The sequence below is a fragment of the Streptomyces sp. NPDC091282 genome, from assembly GCF_044757385.1.
GTDB classification, from domain to species: Bacteria; Actinomycetota; Actinomycetes; order Streptomycetales; family Streptomycetaceae; genus Streptomyces; species Streptomyces gramineus.
On the sequence record NZ_JBIVUX010000007.1, the window covers coordinates 167,120 to 191,437 of the forward strand.

The 24,318-nt window shown below is 72.0% G+C and carries 25 protein-coding genes and 7 tRNA genes; 13 read left to right on the plus strand and 19 right to left on the minus strand.

The window, feature by feature from the left end; genetic code table 11:
• Positions 1–241: 241 nt before the first annotated feature.
• The gene (locus ACIQOE_RS30280) at positions 242–2,440 is read left to right on the plus strand and encodes an elongation factor G-like protein EF-G2 (RefSeq protein WP_365573630.1); all 2,199 of its coding nucleotides are present in this window, start codon (positions 242–244) and stop codon (positions 2,438–2,440) included.
• Positions 2,441–2,601: 161 nt separating this feature from the next.
• Positions 2,602–4,245, plus strand: coding sequence for a hypothetical protein (locus ACIQOE_RS30285; RefSeq protein WP_365558087.1), 1,644 nt, complete (start codon positions 2,602–2,604; stop codon positions 4,243–4,245).
• A 57-nt stretch (positions 4,246–4,302) separates the two neighbouring features.
• Here the strand turns inward: ACIQOE_RS30285 and ACIQOE_RS30290 are convergent, their stop codons facing one another.
• Positions 4,303–4,869 (minus strand): HIT domain-containing protein, encoded by a 567-nt coding sequence (locus ACIQOE_RS30290; RefSeq protein ID WP_365558084.1) that lies wholly within the window; start codon positions 4,867–4,869, stop codon positions 4,303–4,305.
• A 67-nt stretch (positions 4,870–4,936) separates the two neighbouring features.
• Between ACIQOE_RS30290 and ACIQOE_RS30295 the strand changes: the two genes are divergently transcribed.
• Positions 4,937–5,620, plus strand: a complete 684-nt coding sequence (locus ACIQOE_RS30295) for a potassium channel family protein (RefSeq protein ID WP_365558081.1) — start codon at positions 4,937–4,939, stop codon at positions 5,618–5,620.
• Positions 5,621–5,650: 30 nt separating this feature from the next.
• Here ACIQOE_RS30295 and thrS read toward each other — a convergent pair whose 3' ends face one another.
• From thrS to ACIQOE_RS30310, 3 genes are all read right to left on the minus strand, one after another.
• A complete protein-coding gene (thrS, locus tag ACIQOE_RS30300) occupies positions 5,651–7,627 on the minus strand; it encodes a threonine--tRNA ligase (protein WP_351320194.1) in 1,977 nt (658 codons plus the stop codon).
• Positions 7,628–7,737: 110 nt separating this feature from the next.
• Positions 7,738–8,964 carry a hypothetical protein gene (locus tag ACIQOE_RS30305; RefSeq protein ID WP_362643734.1) on the minus strand — a complete coding sequence of 409 codons (1,227 nt, stop codon included), beginning with the start codon at positions 8,962–8,964 and terminating at the stop codon, positions 7,738–7,740.
• Complete coding sequence (locus ACIQOE_RS30310) at positions 8,961–9,527, minus strand: DUF4365 domain-containing protein (RefSeq protein WP_089103211.1); 567 nt, start codon at positions 9,525–9,527, stop codon at positions 8,961–8,963. Before ACIQOE_RS30310 ends, ACIQOE_RS30305 begins: the two co-directional genes overlap by 4 nt.
• A gap of 169 nt (positions 9,528–9,696) precedes the next feature.
• Here ACIQOE_RS30310 and ACIQOE_RS30315 point away from each other — a divergent pair, with 169 nt between their 5' ends.
• Positions 9,697–10,422: a 3'-5' exonuclease gene (locus ACIQOE_RS30315; RefSeq protein WP_351320199.1), complete on the plus strand. Its 726-nt coding sequence runs from the start codon at positions 9,697–9,699 to the stop codon at positions 10,420–10,422.
• Between the two features lie 64 nt (positions 10,423–10,486).
• Here ACIQOE_RS30315 and ACIQOE_RS30320 read toward each other — a convergent pair whose 3' ends face one another.
• From ACIQOE_RS30320 to ACIQOE_RS30345, 6 genes are all read right to left on the minus strand, one after another.
• Entirely contained in the window at positions 10,487–10,903 is a 417-nt protein-coding gene (locus ACIQOE_RS30320; protein WP_351320201.1) for an ester cyclase, read from the minus strand.
• 356 nt (positions 10,904–11,259) lie between these two features.
• Complete coding sequence (locus ACIQOE_RS30325) at positions 11,260–11,664, minus strand: nuclear transport factor 2 family protein (protein ID WP_362643739.1); 405 nt, start codon at positions 11,662–11,664, stop codon at positions 11,260–11,262.
• Between the two features lie 116 nt (positions 11,665–11,780).
• A tRNA-Val gene (locus ACIQOE_RS30330) sits at positions 11,781–11,855 on the minus strand.
• Between the two features lie 39 nt (positions 11,856–11,894).
• Complete coding sequence (locus tag ACIQOE_RS30335; RefSeq protein ID WP_401414852.1) at positions 11,895–12,341, minus strand: SRPBCC family protein; 447 nt, start codon at positions 12,339–12,341, stop codon at positions 11,895–11,897.
• Positions 12,342–13,189: 848 nt separating this feature from the next.
• Positions 13,190–13,261: transfer RNA gene (locus ACIQOE_RS30340), tRNA-Val, on the minus strand.
• 85 nt (positions 13,262–13,346) lie between these two features.
• A complete protein-coding gene (locus ACIQOE_RS30345; RefSeq protein WP_351320215.1) occupies positions 13,347–13,811 on the minus strand; it encodes a TIGR02611 family protein in 465 nt (154 codons plus the stop codon).
• A gap of 191 nt (positions 13,812–14,002) precedes the next feature.
• On the opposite strand from ACIQOE_RS30345, the gene ACIQOE_RS30350 reads away from it, so the two are divergent.
• Both ACIQOE_RS30350 and ACIQOE_RS30355 read left to right on the plus strand, forming a co-directional pair.
• On the plus strand, positions 14,003–14,416 hold the full coding sequence (locus tag ACIQOE_RS30350) for an SsgA family sporulation/cell division regulator (protein ID WP_004002642.1): 414 nt from the start codon (positions 14,003–14,005) through the stop codon (positions 14,414–14,416).
• Positions 14,417–14,684: 268 nt separating this feature from the next.
• Positions 14,685–15,245, plus strand: coding sequence for a CGNR zinc finger domain-containing protein (locus ACIQOE_RS30355; protein ID WP_351320217.1), 561 nt, complete (start codon positions 14,685–14,687; stop codon positions 15,243–15,245).
• Positions 15,246–15,391: 146 nt separating this feature from the next.
• On the opposite strand, the gene ACIQOE_RS30360 is transcribed toward ACIQOE_RS30355, so the two are convergent.
• Both ACIQOE_RS30360 and ACIQOE_RS30365 read right to left on the minus strand, forming a co-directional pair.
• Positions 15,392–15,544, minus strand: coding sequence for a hypothetical protein (locus tag ACIQOE_RS30360; RefSeq protein ID WP_167450005.1), 153 nt, complete (start codon positions 15,542–15,544; stop codon positions 15,392–15,394).
• A gap of 222 nt (positions 15,545–15,766) precedes the next feature.
• A complete protein-coding gene (locus tag ACIQOE_RS30365) occupies positions 15,767–16,213 on the minus strand; it encodes a hypothetical protein (protein WP_401414855.1) in 447 nt (148 codons plus the stop codon).
• Between the two features lie 238 nt (positions 16,214–16,451).
• Here ACIQOE_RS30365 and ACIQOE_RS30370 point away from each other — a divergent pair, with 238 nt between their 5' ends.
• Positions 16,452–16,970: a DsbA family protein gene (locus tag ACIQOE_RS30370; protein ID WP_362643742.1), complete on the plus strand. Its 519-nt coding sequence runs from the start codon at positions 16,452–16,454 to the stop codon at positions 16,968–16,970.
• A 68-nt stretch (positions 16,971–17,038) separates the two neighbouring features.
• Here the strand turns inward: ACIQOE_RS30370 and ACIQOE_RS30375 are convergent, their stop codons facing one another.
• From ACIQOE_RS30375 to ACIQOE_RS30385, 3 genes are all read right to left on the minus strand, one after another.
• Complete coding sequence (locus tag ACIQOE_RS30375) at positions 17,039–17,863, minus strand: GNAT family N-acetyltransferase (protein ID WP_401414857.1); 825 nt, start codon at positions 17,861–17,863, stop codon at positions 17,039–17,041.
• A gap of 115 nt (positions 17,864–17,978) precedes the next feature.
• On the minus strand, positions 17,979–18,800 hold the full coding sequence (locus tag ACIQOE_RS30380; protein ID WP_401414859.1) for an aminotransferase class IV: 822 nt from the start codon (positions 18,798–18,800) through the stop codon (positions 17,979–17,981).
• A complete protein-coding gene (locus ACIQOE_RS30385) occupies positions 18,797–19,840 on the minus strand; it encodes a chorismate-binding protein (RefSeq protein WP_401414861.1) in 1,044 nt (347 codons plus the stop codon). The genes ACIQOE_RS30380 and ACIQOE_RS30385 overlap by 4 nt, the downstream gene beginning before the upstream one ends.
• 178 nt (positions 19,841–20,018) lie before the next feature.
• On the opposite strand from ACIQOE_RS30385, the gene ACIQOE_RS30390 reads away from it, so the two are divergent.
• The 5 genes from ACIQOE_RS30390 (at position 20,019) to ACIQOE_RS30410 (ending at position 20,488) form a co-directional block, all read left to right on the plus strand.
• A tRNA-Gly gene (locus ACIQOE_RS30390) sits at positions 20,019–20,091 on the plus strand.
• Between the two features lie 38 nt (positions 20,092–20,129).
• Positions 20,130–20,203: transfer RNA gene (locus tag ACIQOE_RS30395), tRNA-Cys, on the plus strand.
• 1 nt (position 20,204) lies between these two features.
• Positions 20,205–20,276: transfer RNA gene (locus ACIQOE_RS30400), tRNA-Val, on the plus strand.
• A 34-nt stretch (positions 20,277–20,310) separates the two neighbouring features.
• Positions 20,311–20,382: transfer RNA gene (locus ACIQOE_RS30405), tRNA-Val, on the plus strand.
• 34 nt (positions 20,383–20,416) lie between these two features.
• Positions 20,417–20,488, plus strand: a tRNA-Val gene (locus ACIQOE_RS30410).
• A gap of 55 nt (positions 20,489–20,543) precedes the next feature.
• Here ACIQOE_RS30410 and ACIQOE_RS30415 read toward each other — a convergent pair.
• The 4 genes from ACIQOE_RS30415 to ACIQOE_RS30430 form a co-directional block, all read right to left on the minus strand.
• Positions 20,544–20,843: a zf-TFIIB domain-containing protein gene (locus ACIQOE_RS30415; RefSeq protein WP_362643746.1), complete on the minus strand. Its 300-nt coding sequence runs from the start codon at positions 20,841–20,843 to the stop codon at positions 20,544–20,546.
• A 124-nt stretch (positions 20,844–20,967) separates the two neighbouring features.
• Complete coding sequence (locus ACIQOE_RS30420; protein ID WP_399012942.1) at positions 20,968–21,882, minus strand: phosphotransferase; 915 nt, start codon at positions 21,880–21,882, stop codon at positions 20,968–20,970.
• Between the two features lie 254 nt (positions 21,883–22,136).
• Entirely contained in the window at positions 22,137–22,313 is a 177-nt protein-coding gene (locus ACIQOE_RS30425) for a hypothetical protein (RefSeq protein ID WP_351320232.1), read from the minus strand.
• Between the two features lie 195 nt (positions 22,314–22,508).
• Complete coding sequence (locus ACIQOE_RS30430; RefSeq protein ID WP_351320234.1) at positions 22,509–22,796, minus strand: hypothetical protein; 288 nt, start codon at positions 22,794–22,796, stop codon at positions 22,509–22,511.
• Positions 22,797–22,992: 196 nt separating this feature from the next.
• Here ACIQOE_RS30430 and ACIQOE_RS30435 point away from each other — a divergent pair, with 196 nt between their 5' ends.
• Entirely contained in the window at positions 22,993–24,315 is a 1,323-nt protein-coding gene (locus ACIQOE_RS30435; RefSeq protein WP_401415080.1) for a protein kinase, read from the plus strand.
• The last annotated feature ends 3 nt before the right edge of the window (positions 24,316–24,318 follow it).

A 24,318-nucleotide genomic window follows, 5' to 3' on the forward strand; every position in this document is an offset into this window, starting at 1 on the left:
CCGCCCCGGCTGGCCCATCGTAGCCACGCGCGCGTGTGTGCGACGGCTGGGCACTCGCGGCGGGCGCCGCCGGCGGCGCCCGAAGCGGGCGGCGGGCGCGATCACGTCCTTCGTATGGACGCACCGTGACGGGAGTGGAAAGCTCGAATAACCGCGGGCGTCATCGGTGCCGCCACCGCACGCGGCCCGCCCTGCTCGCCCGCGCCCACAGATGACCTCACCGTGCACGGGAGGCAGAACCATGGGCGACAAGACAAAGGAACACCCCGGGGCCGCCGGCAGGGCTACGGCGGCCGACCACCCCGCGTCCGTACGGAATGTGGTGCTGGTCGGCCACTCCGGATCCGGCAAGACCACGCTGGTGGAGGCGCTCGCGCTGACCGCGGGAGCGGTGAACCGGGCGGGCCGGGTGGAGGACGGCGGGACCGTCTCGGACTACGACGACATCGAGCACCGGCAGCAGCGCTCCGTCCAGCTGTCGCTGGTGCCGGTCGAATGGAACGGAATCAAGATCAACATCCTGGACACTCCGGGATACGCCGACTTCGTCGGTGAGCTGAGGGCCGGTCTGCGCGCCGCGGACGCGGCCCTCTTCGTCGTCTCGGCCTCGGACGGGGTCGACGGCTCGACGCGGATGGTGTGGGAGGAGTGCGCGGCCGTCGGGATGCCGCGGGCGATCGTCGTCACGCACCTGGAGGCCGCCCGCGCGGACTTCGAGGAGATGACCCGGGTCTGCGCCGAGGCCTTCGGCGCCGACGACCCCGACGCGGTGCTCCCGCTCTACCTGCCGCTGCACGGCCCGCAGGGTCCGGACGGGCACGCGCCCGTGACCGGTCTGGTCGGGCTGCTCACGCAGAAGCTGTTCGACTACTCCTCAGGGGAGCGCAAGGAGTCCGAGCCCGGCCCCGACCAGCTGCCGGACATCGACGAGGCCCGCAACCGGCTCATCGAGGGGATCATCTCGGAGAGCGAGGACGAGACGCTCATGGACCGCTATCTGGGCGGCGAGCGGATCGACCTCAAGACGCTGATCGAGGACCTGGAGCGGGCCGTCGCACGCGGGGCGTTCTTCCCGGTGCTGGCCGCCGCCCCGGCCGCCGACGGCGCCCGCCAGGGCCTCGGCACGGTCGAGCTGCTGGAACTGGTCACCGGCGGCTTCCCGACGCCGTTCGAGCACCCCACACCGGGGGTCACCACCATCGACGGCGAGCCACGCGAGATCACCCCCTGCGACACCGGCGGCCCGCTGGTCGCCGAGGTGGTGAAGACCGCCTCCGACCCCTACGTCGGCCGGGTCTCGCTGGTGCGGGTCTTCTCCGGCACCCTGCGTCCCGACGAGACGGTCCACGTCTCCGGGCACGGCCTCGCCGACCGCGGCCACGAGGACCACGACGTCGACGAGAAGATCGGCGCCCTGTCCACGCCGTTCGGCAAGCAGCAGCGGCCGGTCACGCACGTGATCGCCGGTGACCTCGCGTGCGTGGCCAAGCTCGGCCGCGCGGAGACCGGGGACACCCTGTCCGGCAAGGACGACCCGCTGCTCATGGAGCCGTGGGAGATGCCCGACCCGCTGCTGCCGCTGGCCATCCAGGCGCACAGCAAGGCGGACGAGGACAAGCTCTCGCAGGGCCTCTCCCGCCTGGTGGCCGAGGATCCGACCATGCGTCTGGAGCAGAACCAGGACACCCACCAGGTGGTGCTGTGGTGCCTCGGCGAGGCGCACGCGGACGTCGCCCTGGAGCGGCTGCGCAGCCGGTACGGCGTCCAGGTCGACGTCGTACCGCACCGGGTGTCCCTCCGGGAGACGTTCGCCGGCAGGTCCGCCGGGCGCGGCCGGCACGTCAAACAGTCCGGTGGCCACGGGCAGTTCGCGATCTGCGAGATCGAGGTGGAGCCGCTGCCGGGCGGCTCCGGCATCGAGTTCGTCGACAAGGTGGTCGGCGGCGCGGTGCCCCGGCAGTTCATCCCGTCGGTGGAGAAGGGCATCAGGGCGCAGGCCACCAAGGGGGTCGCCGCCGGCTACCAGCTGGTCGACGTGCGGGTCACCCTGCTCGACGGCAAGGCGCACTCGGTGGACTCCTCCGACGCGGCCTTCCAGACGGCGGGCGCGCTGGCGCTGCGGGAGGCCGCCGCGGACGCCAGGATCCACCTCCTCGAACCGGTGGCCGAGGTCTCCGTGCTGGTCGGCGACGACTACGTGGGCGCGGTGATGAGCGACCTGTCCGGGCGGCGCGGCCGGGTGCTGGGCACCGAGCAGACCAGCGGCGGACGCACGCTGATCAAGGCGGAGGTGCCCGAGTTCGAGATCGGCCGGTACGCGGTCGACCTGCGGTCCCTCTCGCACGGCACGGCGCGTTTCAGCCGCGCGTACGCCCGTCATGAGCCGATGCCGCCGCAGATCGCCGAGAAGATTCGCGAACAGGTCAAGGAGGCCTCGTAGTCGGCCTCATAGTCGACAACAAGGGTGTTCGGCGGACGGCTTCGGCCGTCCGCCGACGCTCGCGGGTGGCCGGGGATACCCTGAGTACTTGATCAACAGGTGTGCGGAGTGCGGAAGTCGGGAAGGCCGCAGGAGCGGGACGGCGGCAAGTGGGGGCGGGAATGAGCTTCGAGGACTTCTTCGGGCCACAGGTGCCGAGGCCGGGTGGCGAGGCGCAGGCCCCGACCTATGCCCTGGCCTCGGCGGCCTACCGGGACACGCCGATGGAGGACATCAAGAAGGCCGACAACGAATGGCACCAGTCCACGGTCAACGAAGGCCGCAAGTGGGCGAAGATCTTCCGGCCCAACTTCGGTGAGGCGTACTCGCAGGCGGTCATCGACCGCATGCTGGGCGTGGGCCGCAAGCCGCTGATCCAGTCCTTCGGCAGCGAACCCCAGGTGGTCGTCGAGCACTGCCTGGCGGCCAACCGCATCCGCAAGGAGCGCGACCAGCGGCTGACCGCCGTCATGCTGCTGTGCGGGGTGCTGTTCCTGCCCGGCCTGGTGGTCTGGCTGCTGGTCTTCCAGCTCCGCGCGTCCATGCTGAAGGCGGACAACAAGCGGGTCTCCGGGCTCGGCAGCGCCCTGCTGGCGGCCGTCGGCGTGCTCGCGGTGATCTTCCTGATCCGGATGCCGCTGACCGGCTTCTGGGGCTGGTACGCGCGCGGCTGCATCGTGCTCCCCGTCGTCGGCTGGTATCTGGCCAAGCGGTTCTGCGAGAAGACCGCGGTCGACCTGCGCGAGGCCTGGGGCGGGCTGCTCTCCGGCGGCAGCGTCGGCGCGAAGGTCCCCGAGGCGGTGCCGACCAGCCCGGACCAGGCCGCGGCCGAGCAGCTGCGCCAGTCGCTGGCCCGGCTCAGCGCCGAGCAGCAGTCCAACTCCGTCTTCTACGCCGGCACCAAGGGCATACTCGGCATGGGCACCCGCTGGGGCTCCTGGGTGCTCGCGGAGGAACTGGTCCCGCTCGATCCGGTCAAGGGCGTCCACGAGTTCCGGGCCTGGACGGTCGTCCGGGAGATCGAGAAGGAGCTGAGCGTGCTGCACCGGCAGCACCTGAAGACCGGCGGCTTCCCCGAACCCCATGTCAAGCACTGGATCGTCACCCATGTCGGAGCGGGCGCCAAGGCGGTGTCCCGGCCCGAGGGCACCGACTACAAGGTGGGGCCCAAGGACGTCGAGGACATCTGCAACAGCAACCACTTCGACAAGGGCGACCGCCACTACCTGGGCGTGCAGTGGCCGTACCTGTGGAACGGCGACCTGATCATCACGATGATGGCGACGGTGACCGTGCTCAAGGAGACCTTGCGCATCGAGGTCACCGGACACGCCCTCGGCCCGGTCAACGGCCTGTTCAACGGCAAGCCCGAGGCCCCCACCAAGACGGTCGCGAAGACCGTGCGGTTCTGGGAGACCCGGACCGTCAAGCTGCCGCTGGTCACCCCCGACGAGGTGGTCCGGCTCGGCGCCCGTGCCAGTGTCAGCTGGTATCCGCCGCTGCTGAAGTGGCTCGGCGGTTCGATAGGGCTGCCCGAGCCGTTCGGTCTGCGGCACGCCTGGGCCGACCAGCCCTGGGACCACCGCTTCATGGCCGACGACGCGCTGCGCGCGGCCACGCCGATACTCCGTGCCGTGCACCGGGCCGCGCTCAGCGTCCTGAAGGAGCACGACGTCGACATCGACAAGTTCAGCTCGCGCGCGGGCAATCTCAGCGGCGCGGTCCAGGACGCGTCGCCGAAGAAGGCCGACAAGTACGACGCGTGACCGGCGTGACGCCGCGGTCCGCTCCCGGGGACGGTTCGCCCCCGGGAGCGGGCCGTGTCAGTCCCGCGGCGCCGGCCAGGCCTCGGCCAGCATCGTGCGGGTGTCCGCCAGCAGCTGCGGCAGCACCCGGGTGTGGCCGACCACCGGCATGAAGTTCGTGTCGCCGCCCCAGCGCGGGACGATGTGCTGGTGCAGGTGGGCCGCGATGCCGGCGCCGGCCACCGTGCCCTGGTTCATGCCGATGTTGAAGCCGTGCGCGCCGGACGCCGTCCGCAGCGCGGTCATCGCCTGCTTGGTCAGCTCCGCGAGTTCGGCCGTCTCCGGGCCGGTCAGGTCCGTGTAGTCGGCGACATGGCGGTACGGGACCGTCATCAGGTGGCCGCCGTTGTACGGGTAGAGGTTGAGCACCGCGTAGACGTGCTCGCCGCGCCGGACGATGAGCCCGTCCTCGTCGGATTTGGCCGGGATCGAGCAGAAGGGACAGCCGTCGTCGGCGCCCGGGCCGGTCGGCTTGTTCTCACCCTGGATGTAGGCCATCCGGTGGGGTGTCCACAGGCGCTGGAACGCGTCCTGCGTCCCCACTCCGATCTGCTGCTCCGGCTCACTCGTCATGCTAGGCAGCATATGGCTTCGCCCGTTCGCGGCGTGTCGCCGGGGCCAGCGGAAACCGGCGGGCGGCGAAGCTGGGCGGATGGACGACGAAAGCCGCCTGGACCGCTGGGAGCGGCGGTCGGATCTTCCGCTCGGCATCGCCTCCCTGGTCTTCCTGGGCGCGTACGCGGTGCACGTGCTGGCGCCCGGCCTGCCCAGGGCCGTGCACCTCGGGTTCCTGTCGCTGACGTACGGATCGTGGGGGCTGTTCGCTGTCGACTACGGGGTGCGCTGGCGGATCAGCGGTACGGGCCCGCGTTTCGTCACACGGCAGTGGCTGGACACGCTCGTGGTGCTGCTGCCCCTGCTGCGGCCGGTGCAGATCGTCCGCACCTACGAGGCGATGCAGCGCCGTCACGGGCGCCCGCGGCTGGCGCTGCACGCCCGCGTGATGTTCTACGCGAGCCTGTCGATCGCCCTGCTGGGCTTCGCCGGGGCGCTCGCCGTCTACCAGGTCGAGCGCGGCGCCCCGAACGCCACCATCCGTACCTTCGGGGACTCCGTGTGGTGGACCTGCTCGACGCTCTCGACGGTCGGCTACGGCGACGTCACGCCGGTGACCACGCTCGGCCGGACCGTCGCGGTGGGGCTGATGGCCTGCGGGATCGCCCTGCTCGGCGCGGTCACCGGCTCGTTCTCCTCGATGCTGCTGCAGCGGTTCGCGCTGGAGGGCGAGGAGGACCTGGCGGCGGGCCGGACGGCGAAGAGGCCCCCGCGGGAGTGAACCGCGGGGGCCTCTCGGCGGCGGGCGGGGTCAGACCTGGGTCCGCTCCTCGACCACCTGCGCGATCTTGGCGATGGCCTCCTCGAACGGGATGCCGTTCTCCTGCGAGCCGTCGCGGTAGCGGAAGGAGACCGAACCGGCCGTCATGTCCTCGTCGCCCGCGATGACCATGAAGGGCACCTTCTGCTTCTGGGCGTTGCGGATCTTCTTCTGCATCCGGTCCGACGACGCGTCGACCTCGACCCGCAGGCCCTTCTTCTTGGCCTCGGCCGCGAACTTCTGCAGGTACTCGACGTGTCCGTCGCCGATCGGGATGCCGACCGCCTGGACCGGCGCCAGCCACGCCGGGAAGGCACCCGCGTAGTGCTCCAGGAGCACCGCGAAGAACCGCTCGATGGAGCCGAACAGGGCGCGGTGGATCATCACCGGGCGCTGCTTGGAGCCGTCGGCGGCGGTGTACTCCAGGTCGAACCGCTCGGGCAGGTTGAAGTCGAGCTGGACCGTGGACATCTGCCAGGTGCGGCCGATCGCGTCCTTGGTCTGCACCGAGATCTTCGGGCCGTAGAAGGCGGCGCCGCCCGGGTCGGGGACGAGCGGGAGGCCCTGCTTCTCGGCGACCGCACGGAGCGTCTCGGTCGCCTCCTCCCAGACCTCGTCGGAGCCGACGAACTTCTCCGGGTCCTTGGTGGACAGCTCCAGGTAGAAGTCGGTGAGGCCGTAGTCGCGCAGCAGGTTCAGGACGAAGGTGAGCGTCTTGTCGAGCTCCTCCGCCATCTGCTCCTTGGTGCAGTAGATGTGCGCGTCGTCCTGGGTGAAGCCGCGGGCCCGGGTCAGGCCGTGCACGACACCGGACTTCTCGTACCGGTACACGGTCCCGAACTCGAACAGGCGCAGCGGCAGTTCACGGTAGGAGCGGCCGCGCGCGTCGAAGATCAGGTTGTGCATCGGGCAGTTCATGGGCTTGAGGTAGTAGTCCACGCCCTCGTCGAGCTGCATGGGCGGGTACATGCCGTCGGCGTACCAGTCCAGGTGCCCGGACGTCTCGAAGAGCTTCCCCTTCGTGGCGTGCGGGGTGTAGACGAACTCGTAGCCCTCCTCCTCGTGCCGGCGGCGCGAGTAGTCCTCCATGACCCGGCGGATCACGCCGCCCTTGGGGTGGAAGACGGCGAGGCCGGAGCCGATCTGCTCCGGGATGGAGAACAGGTCCAGCTCGTTGCCCAGCTTGCGGTGGTCGCGCTTCTCGGCCTCGGCGAGGAAGTCGAGGTACTGCTTCAGCTCGTCCTTGGACGGCCAGGCGGTGCCGTAGATGCGCTGGAGCATCGGGTTCTTCTCGCTGCCGCGCCAGTAGGCGGCCGCGTTGCGCATCAGCTTGAACGCCGGGATGAGACGGGTGGAGGGCAGGTGGGGACCGCGGCAGAGGTCCTTCCAGCACAGCTCGCCGGTCTTGGCGTCCAGGTTGTCGTAGATCGTCAGCTCGCCGGCGCCGACCTCGACGTCCGCGCCGTCGTCGCTGGAGGCCGAGCCCTTGAGGCCGATCAGTTCCAGCTTGTAGGGCTCGTCGGCCAGTTCCTCGCGGGCGGCCTCGTCGGTGACCACGCGGCGGGAGAACTTCTGCCCGCGCTTCTGGATCTCCTGCATCTTCTTCTCGATGGCCTTGAGGTCATCGGGGTGGAAGGGCTTCTCGACGTCGAAGTCGTAGTAGAAGCCGTCCTTGACGGGCGGGCCGATGCCGAGCTTCGCCTCCGGGAACAGCTCCTGCACGGCCTGGGCCATGACGTGCGCGGTCGAGTGGCGCAGGATGGCCAGCCCGTCCTCGGAGGAGATCTCGACACCCTCGACGGTCTCGCCGTCCTTCAGCTCGTACGCGAGGTCCTTCAGCTCGCCGCCCACCCGCGCGGCGATGATCGAGCGCTCGCCGGCGAAGAGGTCGGCGGCCGTAGTGCCCGTCGTCACCACGCGTTCTTCCCGCTCGGAATCGCGTTGGATGATCACACGGACGTCTGACACCGGTCTCTCCTGCCTGAAGGTGGATGCGGCGCCATACCAGGAGCGCGCGCAATACCGGATCGTACCGACCCGGCCCCGCCGACCGCTAAACGGTTACCCGCAGTCGCCGGTCAGTCGCAGTCGTCCCCGGTGCAGGCCTCCTCGAAGAAGTCCAGGTTCTCCTGGAGCGACTTCATCAGCCGGTCCCGCTCGGCCTCGTCGACCTGGACCGGTACGACCCCGGTGGCGCCGGACAGCCGCCGGAACCCGCCCCGGCTCTCCAGCCGCCCGTGCACCCGTACCGGCAGCCCGACCAGGTGCGCCTGTCCGGCGATGCGGTAGTCCTCCTCGTCGAGGGTGACCCGGACGTAGGGCACCTCGGCGCCGGCGATGACCCGCAGCCGTACCGCGCCGTCGCCGCGCGGCTCCGCGCGGCGCATCCGGACCACGGTGCCGGTGATCCGGACCGGCACGGAGGGTTCGTCGCGCAGGAAGCGGGCGCCCGCCTCGCGCAGCACGGGCAGGTCGCCGGGCGAGAACTCGACGGGCTCGGCGGTGGCGGCGCAGTCGTCGGGGACCCCGGCGGCCGGCGCCCACTCGACGGAGATCCGGGCGCCCTCGGTCCCGCGCACGAGGGTGACCAGGGCGTCGGTCAGCTCACGGCTCACGCCCGCCTCGACGGCTCCGTCGAAGGCGTCCATGCCGCCGGTGGCCCGCTGGTAGTCGATGGCCTCGCGGGCGGCGTACAGGGCCTGGTGGAGGCGTACGGCGAGCGGCCGTCCGGTGCCCACGGGCACGAAGGCGGTCAGTCCCCGGCCGCCCTCCGCGGAGCCGACGAGGACGGAGTCCAGCAGGGCGGCGGCCGCACGCTTGTGCCGGGCGCCGTAGTAGCCGGCACGCGCGCGCGTGGCGAGCGCACCGGCCAGCAGGGTCTGCCGGGCGGCGGTGCGCAGCTGTTCCTCGACCGTCCAGGGAGCGGTGTCCGCCGGCCCGCCGGGCACGTCCCGCCACCAGCGGATCTCGTCGCTCGGCACCGCCAGCCCGACCAGCACCTCGCGTGCGGCGGGCGTCCCGCTGCGCACGAGAGCGGTGAGCGCCTCCCCGAGCAGGTCGTCACTGTCCGGGAAGGCGCGGTTCTCGGGTACCAGCAGGCTGGTGCCGGTGTTGCCCGGCCCGGGTGGGGTCCAGCGGCCGTAGCGTCCCGGGGCTCCGCCGCGCCGCTGCCAGCCGTGCCGGCGCAGCAGGGCGCCGAGCACCGCGGGGTCGACGTCGGTGGGCTCGGGGGGACGGTTCCAGTGCGGGTCCACGGGATGCGGCCGGACTTCCCGCAGCTGCTCCTCGTACGGACGGTGCCTCATGGTCGTCCTCCCGTCCCGACCCGCGTCATGATCTCGCAGAGCGCCCGGTCGTCGAAGATGCGCGAGGTCGGAATCCGCACGGTGGTCCGGTTCCGGCCGGTGATCGGATGCCCTGCCAGGTTGACCCAGTAGCAGCAGTGGCGCAGATCGAGGCGGTCGTGGCTGGCGCGCAGCCAGTCGTCCTGGGAGCGCGGGACCAGCATCACCACGAGGATCTTGTGCACCGACACCGGTGTGCGGGCGAGCTTGCGCAGGTGGTCGTTGTCCAGCGTGAAGGAGAAGAAACGTCCCGGCGGGTTGGGTGCGATCTGGTACGTGCACTTGAGCTGCACCTTGATCGTCACCTCGTCGTCGACGGTGTGACCGGGCGAGCCGTGGCTGACGTGCCAGTCGATGCCGTTGTCAGGGAACGGCTGCGAGAGCGAGCAGCCGGCCGCCGCGGCGACGGCGTGCAGATATCCCACCTGCAGTGTCTCCATGCAGGCGGTGGTGGCGAGTGTGCCGCGATGGGGGCCCGTGCGTTCGGGCAGCAGCCCGCCCCGCTCGGGCTGGGCTATCGCCATGACCAACAGCCTTCCCAGCCAAAGAGTTTCCCCGTGGCGGGCCGCTGAACTGCAAAGACCCGCACTCCTGTTGTGTCCTTCCGGCGTACGCCGCAAACGGCCCGGGTATCACCAAACAGGCAGAAGACGGAACGTCAGCTGCCGTGGGTGAACAAGGAGTTGTATTGGCATGACGTGCTGGTACGAGGGGCCCTTGGCGGCCTTCGACACGGAGACCACGGGCGTGGACGTGGAGACCGACCGCATCGTGTCCGCCGCGGTCGTCGTCCAGGACGCCCCGGGCACCCGGCCCCGGGTGACCCGCTGGCTGGTCAACCCGGGCATGCCGGTGCCGGAAGCGGCGACGGCGGTGCACGGGCTGACGGACGAACACCTGCAGCGCAACGGCCGCTGGCCGGCTCCGGTGATGTACGAGATAGCCGAGCATCTGGCCGAGCACGCGGCGATGCACCGCCCGCTGGTGGTGATGAACGCGCCGTTCGATCTGACGCTGCTGGACCGCGAGTTGCGGCGGCACCGGGCGTCCGCGCTGGACCGCTGGTTCGAGGCGAGCCCGCTGCTCGTCCTCGACCCTCGGGTCCTGGACAAACATCTGGACCGCTACCGCAAGGGCCGGCGCACCCTGACCGACCTCTGCGCGCACTACGAGGTCAGCCTGGAGGGCGCGCACGACGCGGCCGCCGACGCGCTGGCCTCACTGGATCTGGTACGGGCGCTGGGCCGCAGGTTCGCGGCCCGGCTGGAGCGCCTGAGCCCCGCCGAGCTGCACACGTTGCAGACGACGTGGCACGCGGCGCAGGCACGCGGACTGCAGGCGTGGTTCGCGCGCAGCGGCACACCGGAGACGGTGAACACGTACTGGCCGCTGCGGCCGGAACTGCCGGCGGCGGCGTGAGGGGCGGGGCGCCGGCAGCCCGGCGCCCCGCCCCTTCATCGCTACGTCTCCCGGCTCCCGGGCCTCACGTCACGGTGAGGCCGAGTTGCCGCAGCATGCCGAGTTCGTCACTGCTGCCCCAGCGTTCGACGAGTCTGCCGTCGCCGTCGAAACGGCTGATCTGCATGCCGCGGTAGCTCACCTTCCGGCCGGTCGCGGGATGCCCCATCAACGGCCCGCGGTGGGTACCGGAGATGACGTAGGCGAAGGCCAACTCGTCGTCGGTGGCGAGCAGATGCTCCACCTGGACGTTCAGGTCGGGAAAGGCCTCCCGCAACTCGCCGAACATGCCCTTGTACCCGTCGGGTCCCGGTCCCTGTCCCGGGGCGGGATCGTGGTCGACCGAATCGGCCGCGACGATCTCGTCGAAGGCGTCGAAGTTCCCGGAGACGACGGCCTCGCCGAAGGCGGTCTGCGCGGTGATGTTCGCTTGCTGACTCATGTGCCCTCCCGGCGCGTCTCGGGCACCGGCCCGTGCGTCGGCTGAGAGATCCCGCTCTGCGCCGTCTGTCGACCGTACCTCCGCCGCCGGTCACCGGCATGCCCACCCGGCGGCCCGGCCCCCGCGGGCGCCGCCGGGCCGGGGCCGCGCGGGTGCGTCCGGCGTCGGCGGGCGCGGAGGCGACGGCGGTACGGGCCCGCGTCGCCCGGCCGGGGCCGCGCACCGGGCTCCCGGCCCAGCACCGCCGGCATCCGGGTGCCCGTCCCCCAGGAGCGCCGTCAGCCCGGCCCCGGGCGCGGGCACGGCCACGGCCCCGGGCGCGTCCTCGGCCGTCGGCGCTTCGGGCGCCGCGGACGTCAGGCTTCCGTGACGGTGCGTCCCGGCATCGGCTCGGCGAGCGCGGCGCGCCAGGCCGGCGTGCCGAAGGGGCCCGCGAAGTACTGGGTCTCGTGCACCACGTGCCGGCCGTCGAACTCCATGATGCTCACCGAGTACGACGGCACGCCGTCGTAGGTGATGACGCACTCGCTCACCCAGAGGTGCGCGTGGCCGGTGATCCGCCGGACGGTGAAGTGCCGGTCCGCGGGGTGGCCGCCGCGTTGTGCCGCGATCGTCTCGCGTCCCCGGAAGCGCTCGCCGGACTGCGGGTAGTCGAGGATCGCGTCCTCGGCGTAGACGGCGTGCTCCGCCTCGACGTCACCGCGTTCCGACGCCCGCCAGTGTTCTTCGATCGCGGCCCTGATCAGGGAATCGGCATCCATGGCGCCACCCTAGGCAGCGGAGGCGGCGGGCCGCGGGCACACCGCCGCAGGGTCCGCCGTTCGGCCGGGTCGCACGCAAAAAAGGCCGGTCCGCACAGGCGGACCGGCCTTCCCGGTGGTGGGCGATACTGGGTTCGAACCAGTGACCTCTTCGGTGTGAACGAAGCGCTCTCCCACTGAGCTAATCGCCCGGGAACGCACCGAACAATACAGGGACCGGCGGGTTACGTTCAAACCGCTTGCAGGTGCCCGCGCAGTCCGCGCCGTCCCGACCGCATCATCAGCCGGTGGTTGGCGCGGAAGAACGGCCTTCCGGGGACGGCCAGTCGGCGCAGCAGCGGCTTGGTGACGTCGACGACCTGGTCGTAGCGGGCCAGGGTGCCGGTGCCGTCGGCGGTGACCGTCCAGCGGGCCCAGCCCTCGATGTCGCCGCTCATCGCGATCTCCAGGATCCCGGCGGCCGGGTCGCGGCGGGTCTCGCGTGCGGTGAACGTCATGTCGTAGGGCAGGACCGAGCGGATGGTGATGACGCCGGTGGTGTCGTCGAGCCGGCTGACCGTGCGCACCTGGGGCCACCAGCGCGGGTACTCCTCGACCCGTTCCAGGGCTCGGTAGACGGCCGCGCTCCCGAAGGGCAGGGGCCACAGGCTGCAGAAGCGGTAGTGGGTCCAGTCCATGGGCGGAGTCTGCCCGGCGGGAGGATCCGAGTACGCCGGCTCATGCCGTTCGCCGTGGCCCGGACCGCACGCGGGAGGCGAGCGCCGTCTCCCGCGCTCCCCCTGCCTGCCGGCCGCCGCGCCGGCCCGCCGCTCCGTCAGGTCCGTCCCGTCGGACGCGAGTCCGCCGCCGGGCCCTCCTCGGTCTCCGCGGCCCGGAGGTGATCCGGGCTCAGATCGCCTGCCCGGACGTGCGACTTGAGGCCGGGGAGAATTCCTCGCTTGTCGTACTTCTGAAGAAAGGTGACGGCATTATGGAAAAGGACCGGGAGATTTCCGCAGGCGGCCCGCCGCCCGCGTCCGGCACTTCTCCGGGATCGATTGATATGTCCGGAAGTCCGTCTTGACCGCGATCTTGGGCAGTTCTTCTCGGGGTGCCCGACGGTGCGACCGATCTCCGTGACGCACCCTCATCGACTCGCCGCACGTAACGGAACGTCACCGTCCCCTCCCTGGAACCACGTCGGCTCCCCTCCCGGCCGCGGTGACGAGCCCGGCGCCCGGCGTGAATCGTTCCAAGCGCGGGCCCGCGAGGCCGTGGCCCGATCACGGAGGGATCGATTTCGGCAGCTCCGGGGACGGACGGCGAGTGGACACCTCCGACCATTCCGTCCCCTCGGGGCCTCGGACGGCCACGGTCTCCGGGCGCCGGATCACGTCCGCCCGCCGGTCCGCGAAGATCACCCGCGGCCTCGCCGGCACCCCCGCGCACCGCCGATCGCGCCGCCGCCTGCGGACGGGCAGCGCCGCAGCGCCTCGGAAACGACCGCGGCCCACCTGCTGTTTCGCAGGTGGGCCGTGGTTCCGGGTGGGCGATACTGGGTTCGAACCAGTGACCTCTTCGGTGTGAACGAAGCGCTCTCCCACTGAGCTAATCGCCCGGACGCAGGAAGAACATTACCCCATGTCAGGGGGTGCCCCCGACCAGTCTCCGGGGTCGCGCCGGGGCCGGGGCCGCCGGCCGTGTCACTCCTCGATCTTCCAGGGCATCACTATGCCGAACCGGGAGAGGTAGACCCCGGCCAGACCGGCCACGACCACGAGGCCGATCACGGTCAGCGTGATGTTCCGGCGGCGCACCTTGGGGTCGAGAGCCTTCTGTGCCGCCTCGGTGACCTTGCGTTTCGTCCAGCGCAGCACCAGCTGGGCCCAGACGAACTCGGTCGCCCAGATCGCCATGCCGCCGAAGATGATCACCCAGCCCGGTCCGGGCAGCGGCAGCAGGACGATGCCCACGACCACCACCGCCAGACCGAGCGCGAAGACCCCGACCTGCCAGCTCAGGTGCAGCACTCGGCGAGCCCTGACGAACTCGGGCGCCCGCGATCCGAGTCCCCGCTCGTCACGCGCCCCGTCCGGCCCCGTACCGTCCACCTGGCTCCCGTCCGAGGCCACGGCGACCTCGCCCGGTTCGTTACTCCCCGTATTCATACGACCAAACCCTACCTGAGCGATTCCGGTCACCGGAATGGTCGTAGATCGCGCCGATCTTCTCGGCCGGAAGAGTTACGTAAACACACGCAAAACCCTCAGAGGGGTTTACAACGGCACCGTAGGTGGCATGTCGATTTCGCCGACGTGCGAATCCCCGAGCGCACACTGAGCGAAAGGCCCTGGCGCTTATGAACACCACGGTCAGCTGCGAGCTGCACCTGCGCCTCGTTGTGTCGAGCGAGTCATCCCTGCCTGTCCCCGCAGGCCTGCGGTACGACACGGCCGACCCCTACGCCGTGCACGCCACCTTCCACACCGGAGCCGAGGAGACCGTCGAGTGGGTGTTCGCCCGCGACCTCCTCGCCGAGGGGCTGCATCGCCCCACCGGCACCGGCGACGTCCGCGTCTGGCCGTCCCGCAGCCACGGTCAGGGCGTCGTGTGCATCGCCCTGAGCTCTCCGGAGGGCGAAGCACTGCTCGAAGCCCCGGCGCGGGCTCTGGAGTCCTTCCTGAAGCGCACTGACGCCGCCGTGCCGCCCGGCACGGAACACCGGCACTTCGATCTCGATCAGGAGCTCTCGCACATTCTGGCGGAGAGCTAGGGCGACGCCCCACCAAGCCGCCCGGCGCCGTCCACTCGGGGAGACGGCTCGGGCCTAGACAACCGCATACGGCAGCACCGGTGCCGCACCGTGTCAGGTCACGGGGCGGCTCCGGTGTGTCCGCGTGTCCTGGGAACCACCGCCGGGCGGTGCGCGTTCTACAGGACGGCGACGAGTGGGGCAGAGCACGGTGCGGTGGAGCCGTATGTCGCTACGATCGGCCACCATCGGCGGGCGCCCGCCCGACCCTCAGGCCAGGGAGCGAAACGTGCTGATCACCCACGACACCCGGTGTTCCCTAGATGCCGTGGTGGACCTGGTGAACACCGCGCCGGAGGACGACACGGCGCCGGACGGGCTGCCCGATGTCGCGGCGCTCCACAATTTCGTACGAAACCACGACATGAGCGGCGTGGGCGTGCTCTCCGAGTTCGATCTGTCGGCGGTGCGCCGGGTCCGCGGACGGTTCGCGGCGATCTTCGCCGCCCCGGACGCCCGGGTCGCCGCCGGGATGATCAACGAGCTGGTCGCGGCCGCGGGCACCACCCCGCAGCTCACCGACCACGACGGTTACGACTGGCACGTGCACTACTTCGCACCCGGCGCCTCGATGGCCGACCACCTCGCCGCCGACTGCGGGATGGCGCTCGCGTTCTTCGTCGTCGCCGGGGAGCAGGACCGGCTGCGGCGCTGCGAGGCCCCGGACTGCCGGCGCGCGTTCGTCGACCTCTCCCGCAACCGTTCGCGCCGCTACTGCGACAGCAGGACCTGCGGGAACCGGCTGCACGTGGCCGCCTACCGGGCCCGCCGCAAGGAGTCGGCGGGCTGACGCATCCGCCCGCCCGCCGGCCGGTCCAGGCGCCCCGGGACCGGTTGGCACGGGAAGAGGAGCAGGAGCCGGTCGCGAGCGGGCCCTGGGGTTCGTCGATGCCGACGCCTGTCCCGGCGGGTGGCGCCGGGACGGGCGGGTACGGCTCACAGCCACAGCAGGTCGTGCAGCGCAGCCATGAGGAGCAGACACCCGATCACCGCAAGGAAGATCATCAGCGGTGGCTGGGAAAGGGCGAAGAGGCACCCGCGCGGCTCGTCCTTCGGCGGCGCGGCCTCGCTCTGTTTCGTGTCCAGCATCTCGCGGCGATGATGACCCAGCAGGCATCCGCCGCGCGATCAACACGCCCGGAATGGGCGGGAGTTCGCCGGATTCCGTGATGTCCGGTTCGCTTGCGTCCGCCCGGTGAACGCTTCCGCGCACGCGGGAGATCGACTGTGTCGTTTCAATGCCTCAGGTGATTGTCGTACACATCCGCCGAAGACCCGCCCGACCAGCGTCGGGCCCGCTCCCGCGGAGCGTCATATGCCGTGCTTCTTGAGGATGGCCTCGATGTCGCTGAGGTCGTCGCCGGATCCGGTGCTCCGGGGCGCGGCGGCGGGCTTGGCCGCCGGACGGGTGCCGGCGCCCAGCGACGGGGCGGAGGCCGTGGGGGCGACGGTGTTCCCGCGCTCGCCGCGGGCGGCCGCCTTGCGCTCGGCCCGCGTGGAGCCGCGCCGGCGCTCCACGGCGCGCGTGGAGGCGAACAGCAGCCAGGCCACGCCGAGCACTCCGAAGCCCGCCCAGGCGGTGGGGCTGAAGGCGGTGTCGGCGAGCCAGCCGACCACTCCCGTCATGACCAGGCCCACGGGCACGAGCGAGTAGGCGGCGATCCTGACCGCCGCCAGGTACCGCTTGCGGTAGGCGGTCACCACGGCGATGCCCAGGCCTGCCGCGGACGCGGCGGAACAGACTGTCTCGGCGATCATCCGGTCCTCCTGGCGGGCTCGGGCGGGCGGGGCGGCGGACGCACGCTGCGTCCCGCCCCCTCCATCGTGCACCGCCCGACCCCTCGCGATCCATGCCCGGGCCTGACAATCAGGGGCATCTCGGGGTCCTCTCCGGGTCGCCTCCACCCCAGGTACGAGCCCTGATCACTGCCCGCCACCGGCCGCCGCCCACCGTCACGATTGGGTCGACGCAGTCCGGCCTGGAAGACTGGTCGCCATGAACGACTCCCCCGCGCGCCCCGGCGCCCCGGTCCTCGACGTCTGGTGCGAACTCCAGTGTCCCGACTGCCGCGACGCCCTGGACGACCTCCGCGCCCTGCGTGCCCGGTACGGCGACCGGCTGGAGCTGCGGCTGCGGCACTTCCCGCTGGAGAAGCACAAGCACGCCTTCGCCGCAGCGCAGGCCGCCGAGGAGGCCCAGGAGCAGGGCAAGGGCTGGGAGTACGTCGAGGCGGTCCTCGGCCGGGTCGGGGAACTGGACCGCGAGGGCGAGCCGTTCCTGGTCGAGGTCGCCCGTGAACTGGGTCTGGACGCCGAGGAGTTCGACACCGCGCTGGTCGACGGCCGGCACATCCTGATCGTCGACGCCGACCAGGCCGAGGGCCAGGCCATCGGCGTGACCGGCACCCCGACCTACGTCATCGGCGGTGAACGCCTCGACGGCGGCAAGAGCCAGGAAGGCCTGCGCGAGCGGGTGACGGAGATCGCGGACCGGCTGCTGGCCGCCGGGGACTGATCCCGGACTCGTCCCGCGTCCGCTCCGCGCCTGAACCGCGGCGGAGCGGATTCCCGCGTACCCGTGTCTCAGAGCAGGTTCTTGTACAGGTGGTGGGTGATCGTCTCGTAGCCGAGGGACTCGTAGAGCCGCTCGGCCGGGGTGTTGCCCGCGAAGACGTTCAGCAGGATCGCGGGGTGGCCGGCCTCGATGGCCTGCGCCTCCGCGAGGAGCATCAGGCTGCGGCCGTGGCCCCTGCCCCGGTGGCGCGCGTCGGTCTCGACCTTGAAGACGAAGGCCCTGTCCTCGCGGGTGCCCGTCCAGAGTGAGCCGACCGGGGTCCCGTCGTGCTCCAGGACGCTGAGGACCATGTCCGGGGAGGCCAGGCCGTCGGGCAGCGCGGTCGCGGTGTCCCGCAGCGCCTTGGCCCTGGCCGCCGCCTCGGGCACCCCGCGCTCCGTCCAGCTCCGCGCGTAGTCCTCCCGGTGCGCCTCCCGCCAGGGTCCGAACTCCGCCGGCGTCATGGGCCGCCCCCGGCTGCCGTCGGGCAGTGCGGGCGGGGTGTCGCCGAGCGCCTTCCGCATGTGCCGGTTGCGCGGCAGGTACCCGAGGGCGGCGGCCCCCCTCAGGGCCACCTCCGCCTCCACGGGCACCGACACCTCGATCCGGTTACACCCCCAGCCGCGCAGCACCTCCTCCGCGGCGAGCGCGGCGACCGTGCCCCGGCCGCGCCGGCGGTCCGGTTCCTCGATGCCCAGGTCGAGGATCCGGCCCACCGGGTCCTCGGCGTCCGGGCTCATGGCGAGGTGGACCGTGCCGACGGGACGGCTGTTCACGCATACCTGGTACCGGCGCGATCGCGCCCCGTCGGCATCGTGCTGGAGCGGCTCGGCCGGCCGCAGGGTGGTGGTCATCAGAGGTGTTCTACCCGTCACGGACTCCCGCGTCAGCTCATTAAGGCGTCGCACGTCCCGTCAAGGCGCGGGCACGTCGCCGGAACGGGCCGCCGACGTCACCGGAGCGGGCCGCTCACGGATCCAGGTCGTGCCCCGACCGCTCGTCGAAGATCCGCATCGCCTTCGCGGTGACCGGGCCCGGCGTGCCGGGGAGTTCGCGGTCGTCGACCCGGTGCACGGCCTGGACGTCACGCAGGGTGGAGGTGAGGAAGACCTCGTCGGCCCGCTCCAGGACGTCCAGCGGCAGGTCGGTCTCCTTCGCGCCGGTCCACTCGACCGCCAGGGCGCGGGTGATGCCGTCGAGGCAGCCGGAGGCGAGCGGCGGGGTGTGGATCTCGCCGTCCAGGACGACGAAGACGTTGGAGCCGGTGCCCTCGCAGAGCCGGCCGACGGTGTTGGCGAACAGCGCCTCGGAGGCGCCGTGTTGGCGGGCGCGGGCCAGGGCGACCACGTTCTCGGCGTACGAGGTGGTCTTCAGGCCGGTGACCGCGCCGCGCTCGTTGCGCGTCCACGGGAGCGTGATGACGGCGGTGGTGTCGGCGCGGCGGTCGCTCTCCGAGACGGCGACCAGGAGGGTCGGTCCGCGGTCACCGCGGTCGGAGCCGAGCGGGCCGTGGCCGCCGGTGTAGGTGATGCGCAGCCGGCCCAGCGGCATCGGGTTGGCGGCCAGCACCGCCTCGCAGGCCCCGCGCACCTCGTCGTGGTCCGGGTCGGGCAGGCCGAGGCCGCGGGCCGAGCGGCTCAGCCGGTCGAGGTGCCGGGTGAGCGCGAAAGGCCGGCCCTCGGTCGCCTTCACCGTCTCGAAGACGCCGTCCCCCACGGTCAGCCCGTGGTCGAACACGGAGACACGCGCCTCCTCGGCTTCCCGCAGCCCGCCGTCCAGCCAGATCTTCACCGGAGATCCCCTTCGTTCAGGTGGTACGCACCCGACGCTACCGCGAGCAGCCGGGCGGCCTTCAGCTCGGTCTCCCGCCACTCCCCCTCGGGGTCGGACCCCCAGGTGATGCCGGCGCCGGTTCCGAACCGCAGCTCGCCCGCGTCCCGGTCGATCCAGAAGGTGCGGATGCCCACGGCCAGCTCGCCGACGCCCCGGTCCGCGTCGACCCAGCCGATGCCGCCGCAGTACGGGCCGCGCGGCGCGGTCTCCAGCTCCTCGATGATCCGCAGGGCACTCGACTTCGGCGCGCCGGTGACGGATCCGGGCGGGAAGGCCGCGGCCAGCAGCTCCGCCCATCCCGCGTCCGCCGACAGCTCGCCCCGGACCGTGGAGACCAGGTGGACGAGGCCGGGATGCTTCTCCACCACGCACAGGTCGGGGACGGTCACCGAGCCGGCGGCGCAGACCTGCCCGATGTCGTTGCGGACCAGGTCGACGATCATCACGTTCTCGGCGTAGTCCTTCTCCAGGAGGTCCGCCTCGGTGCGTCCGGTGCCCTTGATCGGCCCGCTCTCCACGGTCCGTCCCGTCCGGCGCAGGAACAGCTCGGGCGAGGCGGTGGCCGCCTCCACGCCCTGTCCGGGCAGCCGGATCGTTCCTGCGTACGGCGCCGGGTTGCCGCGGGCCAGCAGCGCGGTCAGGGCGTCGACGTCCGCGTCCGGGGCGACCGGCGCGGAGAGCACGCGGCACAGGTTGGCCTGGTAGACGTCACCGGCCGCGATGTGCGCACGGATCCGGCGCACCGCGCTCGTGTACGCGGCGCGGTCGAGGGACGACGTCCAGTCACCGAGGGCCGGTCCGCGCCACCGCCCCGGTACCGGCGCGGGCACCGCCTCCTCCCGTACGTCGCCGAACCGGGCGCAGGTGAGCCGGCCCTCGAAGTCGGCGCACACGGCCCAGAAACCGGCGCTGTCCAGGGCCGCCGGATCGCTGGTGACATCGAGGAGGCCGGTGGCGAGACGGGCGCCGAACCGGGCGAGAGGAGGGTGATGGAGCACGTCGTCGAGTCTATGGCGGGTGTCCTGGGGGTGACCCGGGCATGTCGTCGAGGCGCCCCTGACCACGTGGTCCGCCGGGTCAGGCGCAGCACGCTGCGCAAACGCGTTTTTGTGCTGGCCCCGGAATCCGCTAGAGTTCAACACGTCGCCGGGCCGCGAGAGCGGACCGAAACGACAGGCGGACGTAGCTCAGTTGGTAGAGCGCAACCTTGCCAAGGTTGAGGTCGCGAGTTCGAGCCTCGTCGTCCGCTCGAAGGAATGAGGGGTCTTCCCGATCCCCTACACTCCTGGTGGAGTGGCCGAGAGGCGAGGCAACGGCCTGCAAAGCCGTCTACACGGGTTCAAATCCCGTCTCCACCTCCAAGGACGATTAGCTCAGCGGGAGAGCGCTTCCCTGACACGGAAGAGGTCACTGGTTCAATCCCAGTATCGTCCACTGGATCCTGGCCGCGAGGCTCTGGATCTGTCCCGCGCGATTAGCTCAGCGGGAGAGCGCTTCCCTGACACGGAAGAGGTCACTGGTTCAATCCCAGTATCGCGCACGCAGTGCCCGTGATCTTCGGATCGCGGTCCCGAGGACGATTAGCTCAGCGGGAGAGCGCTTCCCTGACACGGAAGAGGTCACTGGTTCAATCCCAGTATCGTCCACACCGCAGCAGGAAGCCCCCGGCCGTCTCGTACGGCCGGGGGCTTCTTCGTGGTCTCAGCTGGAGAAGAGCATGTGGGCCCAGCTCTTGTGACCGTGATGCCCGCCGTGGTGGCCGCCGTGGCCGCCGTAGTGACCGCCGTGGTGCTGCTGCGGGGCGCCCCAGGCCGGTGCCGGCGGCGCCGGGTAGGCCTGCGGGGCCGGCGGGACCGGCTTCGCCCACTGGGCCTCCATCTGGGTCAGCGCCTCCAGCTCGCCGTAGTCGAGGAAGATGCCCCGGCAGCCGCTGCACTGCTCGATCTGGACGCCGTTGCGGTTGTAGGTGTGCATCGGCGCATGGCACTTCGGACACTGCATGGTCGGCTCAACTCCTCGCCGGTCAGAACTGCTTCACGTTCTCCCAGGACAGACTCCGTCCGACCCCGGTCGGTTGCACCCTACTTCGGGAAATCGAGGCCCAACCGGGCGGGCGCCGGGGACATTACGGGGCCATACGGGCACAAGCGTCGATCAGGGACCGCTCGACCTCGTCCAAGGCCCGGTCCGCAGCGAGCGCCTTCGCCAGGTAGCGGGCCGCGGTCTGCACGGTGAGGGCGCGGGCCGGCACGTCCAGGGCCGGCCACGGATCGCCGTCCTCCGGTACGGCCGGGCCGCCGGCCGCGCGGTAGGCGGCCAGGAAGCGGGTCCACTCCTCGGGCGGGAGCAGGCCGCAGGCGTACCAGGAGGCGGGGCGGGCCAGGTCCCAGGCCGGGACGCCGACGCCGAGGTCGTCGACGTCGATGAGCCGCCAGGGACCGTCAGGTGCCGGATGCCGGACCAGTTGGCCGAGGTGCAGGTCGCCGTGGCAGAGGGCGGGTGCACCGGGCATCGGGGCGTCGGCGCGCGCCCAGGCCGGCAGCGCCGACCAGGCACGCAGGACGGGCGCGGCGGCGGGGTGTCCCGGCGCGGCGGCGAGCGCGCGGCGCAGGCGGGCGATCGCGTGGGCGGCCTTGGCGGGACCGCGCATCACGGGTGTGGCGGGCAGCGGCGGAGTGCGGTGCAGGCGGGCGAGGAGGGTGGCGGCGGCCTCCCAGGGAGCGGCGTCCGGGGCGTCGGGGTCCACGGGACGGCCGTACGGCCAGAGGGTGACCGGACGGGTGCCGAGCACGGTCGCGGGGGTGGCCGTGAGCGGGGCGAGGAGGAGGCCGGGCAGATGGGCGGCGGTGGCCAGGCGGCGGGCCAGGTCGGCGGGGTCGGTGCCGGGGGCGTGGGCCTTGGCCACGGTCTCCGCGTGGCGCAGGACCGTGGTGTCGGGACGGTCGGCGAGGGTGGTGGTGCCGCAGGTGCAGGGGGCCGCGCCGGGGTGGGCGGCGGCCCTGACCTCGGCGGTCAGCTGAGGCAGTACGTCTGCGGTCATGGGTCCCCCGGGAGGTGCGGCTGTGCTGCGGTGAGGGTACGCGGGCGCGGTGCGCAGGGGTCCGGGTGGCCGGGGCACCGCTCTCGGGCGGCGCGCGGGCGCCGGTGCCGGGCGGCCGGTGCCGGGGAAAAGCAATGCCGGCGCAGCTCCCCAGCTGCGCCGGCATTTGTGCCGTCCGCCGCACCCCCGTCCCCACGGGGTTTCATGGGTGGATGTCCCCGCCCGGACCGCTCTTCCGGGCCTGAGGTCGCCGCTCAGCGCCCCAGCATCACTCCCACGGACGACGCCTGTGTGGCCACCGTCTCCCAGCCGTCGAAGACGAGCAGGAGCAGGGCCGCCAGGGGAAGGGCCATCAGCGTCGCCACCAAAGGGTGGCGGCGGCCCTGCCGGCGGGGGCGGGTGGTGCGTGTCCGCTGTGCCGCAAGAGCCATGGTCCCTCTCCTGACCGTTCAGTTGTCGTTGGCAGCGGCGGGTGTCTGACCTCGGGGGACGAGTGCTGCACCCGCCGCTTGACCTCAAATCTAGGGGCGGGGCGTCCCGGGGACGTCATGCCCTCGTACCGAATCCCGGGCCTCCGAGAGGATGAGCCGTGACCTGCGCTCTACTCCCCTGGGTGGAGACGAGTCCTACGCCTCGTCCTGGGCCTCGGGGTCTTCCCGGAGGGGGTGCCCGGTCCTTCCCGGTTTTTCCGAGCTGTCCTCGCGGGGCACGGGCTGCTCGACCAGGGCGAGCACCCGGGTCGCCATGAATCGGGCCGTACGGACAACACTGCCGTTTCGCGTGACTTCGCTCACTTCCACCACCCCTCGTCGCACCGCCGTCTCGACCCGGCGGCCCGCCCTGCTGGCCACCACCTCGTAGGTGCGGGTCGTGTCACCGGCGTCCACGACTATCTCCACCCGGTCACCCTTCACAGCCTCAATCCCCCTTCTGTGACGGCTTGTTGGAGCGGACATGCGGTCAAAGGCGCCCATTGCGGCGCCTTCCTGACCACTCCTCAAGTCTCCCACCCGGCACTGACAATCCGTCGGGCCGAGAGGGCGCGGCCTCTGCGCGCGGGCGGCCGTGGAAACGTAAGCTGTGCCACGTCACACGGACCGGGCAGCGGGGATGAACATGGCGATGATGCGCCTGAGGCGCGAGGACCCGCGCGTCGTCGGCTCGTTCAGGCTTCACCGGAGGCTCGGCGCCGGCGGCATGGGCGTGGTCTACCTGGGCTCCGACAAGAAGGGGCAGCGGGTCGCGCTGAAGGTCATCCGGCCCGACCTGGCGGAGGACCAGGAGTTCCGGTCGCGGTTCGCCCGTGAGGTCTCGGCGGCCCGGCGGATCCGGGGCGGCTGCACGGCCCGGCTGGTCGCCGCGGACCTGGAGGCCGAGCGGCCGTGGTTCGCCACCCAGTACGTTCCCGGGCCCTCGCTGCACGACAAGGTCGCCGACGACGGCCCGCTGATCGCGGCGGACGCGGCGGCGGTCGGGGCGGCGCTGTCCGAGGGCCTGGTCGCCGTCCACGAGGCCGGGGTCGTCCACCGGGACCTCAAGCCGTCCAACATCCTGCTGTCCCCGAAGGGGCCGCGGATCATCGACTTCGGCATCGCCTGGGCCACCGGCGCCTCCACCCTCACGCACGTCGGTACGGCCGTCGGCTCCCCCGGGTTCCTCGCGCCCGAGCAGGTGCGCGGGGCGGCCGTCACGCCGGCCACGGACGTCTTCTCGCTGGGCGCCACGCTGGCGTACGCGTCGACCGGCGACTCGCCCTTCGGGCACGGCAGTTCCGAGGTGATGCTCTACCGCGTGGTGCACGAGGAGCCGCACCTGCACGGTGTCCCGGACGCGCTGGCCCCGCTGGTGCGGGCCTGCCTGGCGAAGGACCCGGAGGAGCGGCCGAGCACGCTGCAGCTGTCGCTCCGGCTGAAGGAGATCGCCGCCCGCGAGGCGCAGGGCCTGCCGGACGTACGGCCGCCGGCGCCGCGTGCCGCGGAGGCGGACCGGCCCACCGGGCGGCTCGCGGAGACCTACCCGGAGTCGCAGCGCATCCAGCGCCGCCCGCCGCACTCCTCGCCGGGCACGCCGGTGCGGGGCAACGCGCCCTCGCGCGGCGGCAGCGGCCCCCGGCCGAACGGCGGTGCGCCGTCCCGTCCGGGTGGCTCGCGTCCCACGTCCGGAGCGCGCGGCAACGGCGGCAGGCCGTCGGGCGCCGGCGCGAACCGGTCCGGGCCGCGCAGCGGCACCGGCCGTCCGGCACCGCGCCCCACGGGCACCGGACGGCGTCCGGCCAACCCCCGGCTGCTGCGCCAGCGGCTGTTCGTGTTCGTCGTGGTGACGCTGCTGGTGGCGCTGGGGATCGCGCTGGCCCAGGGCTGTTCCGGCCCCGCGCACTCCATGGGCGTCCCCGGCGGGACCGTGTCCGGGCAGCCTGCGGCCGCCAGGGAGTAGCGC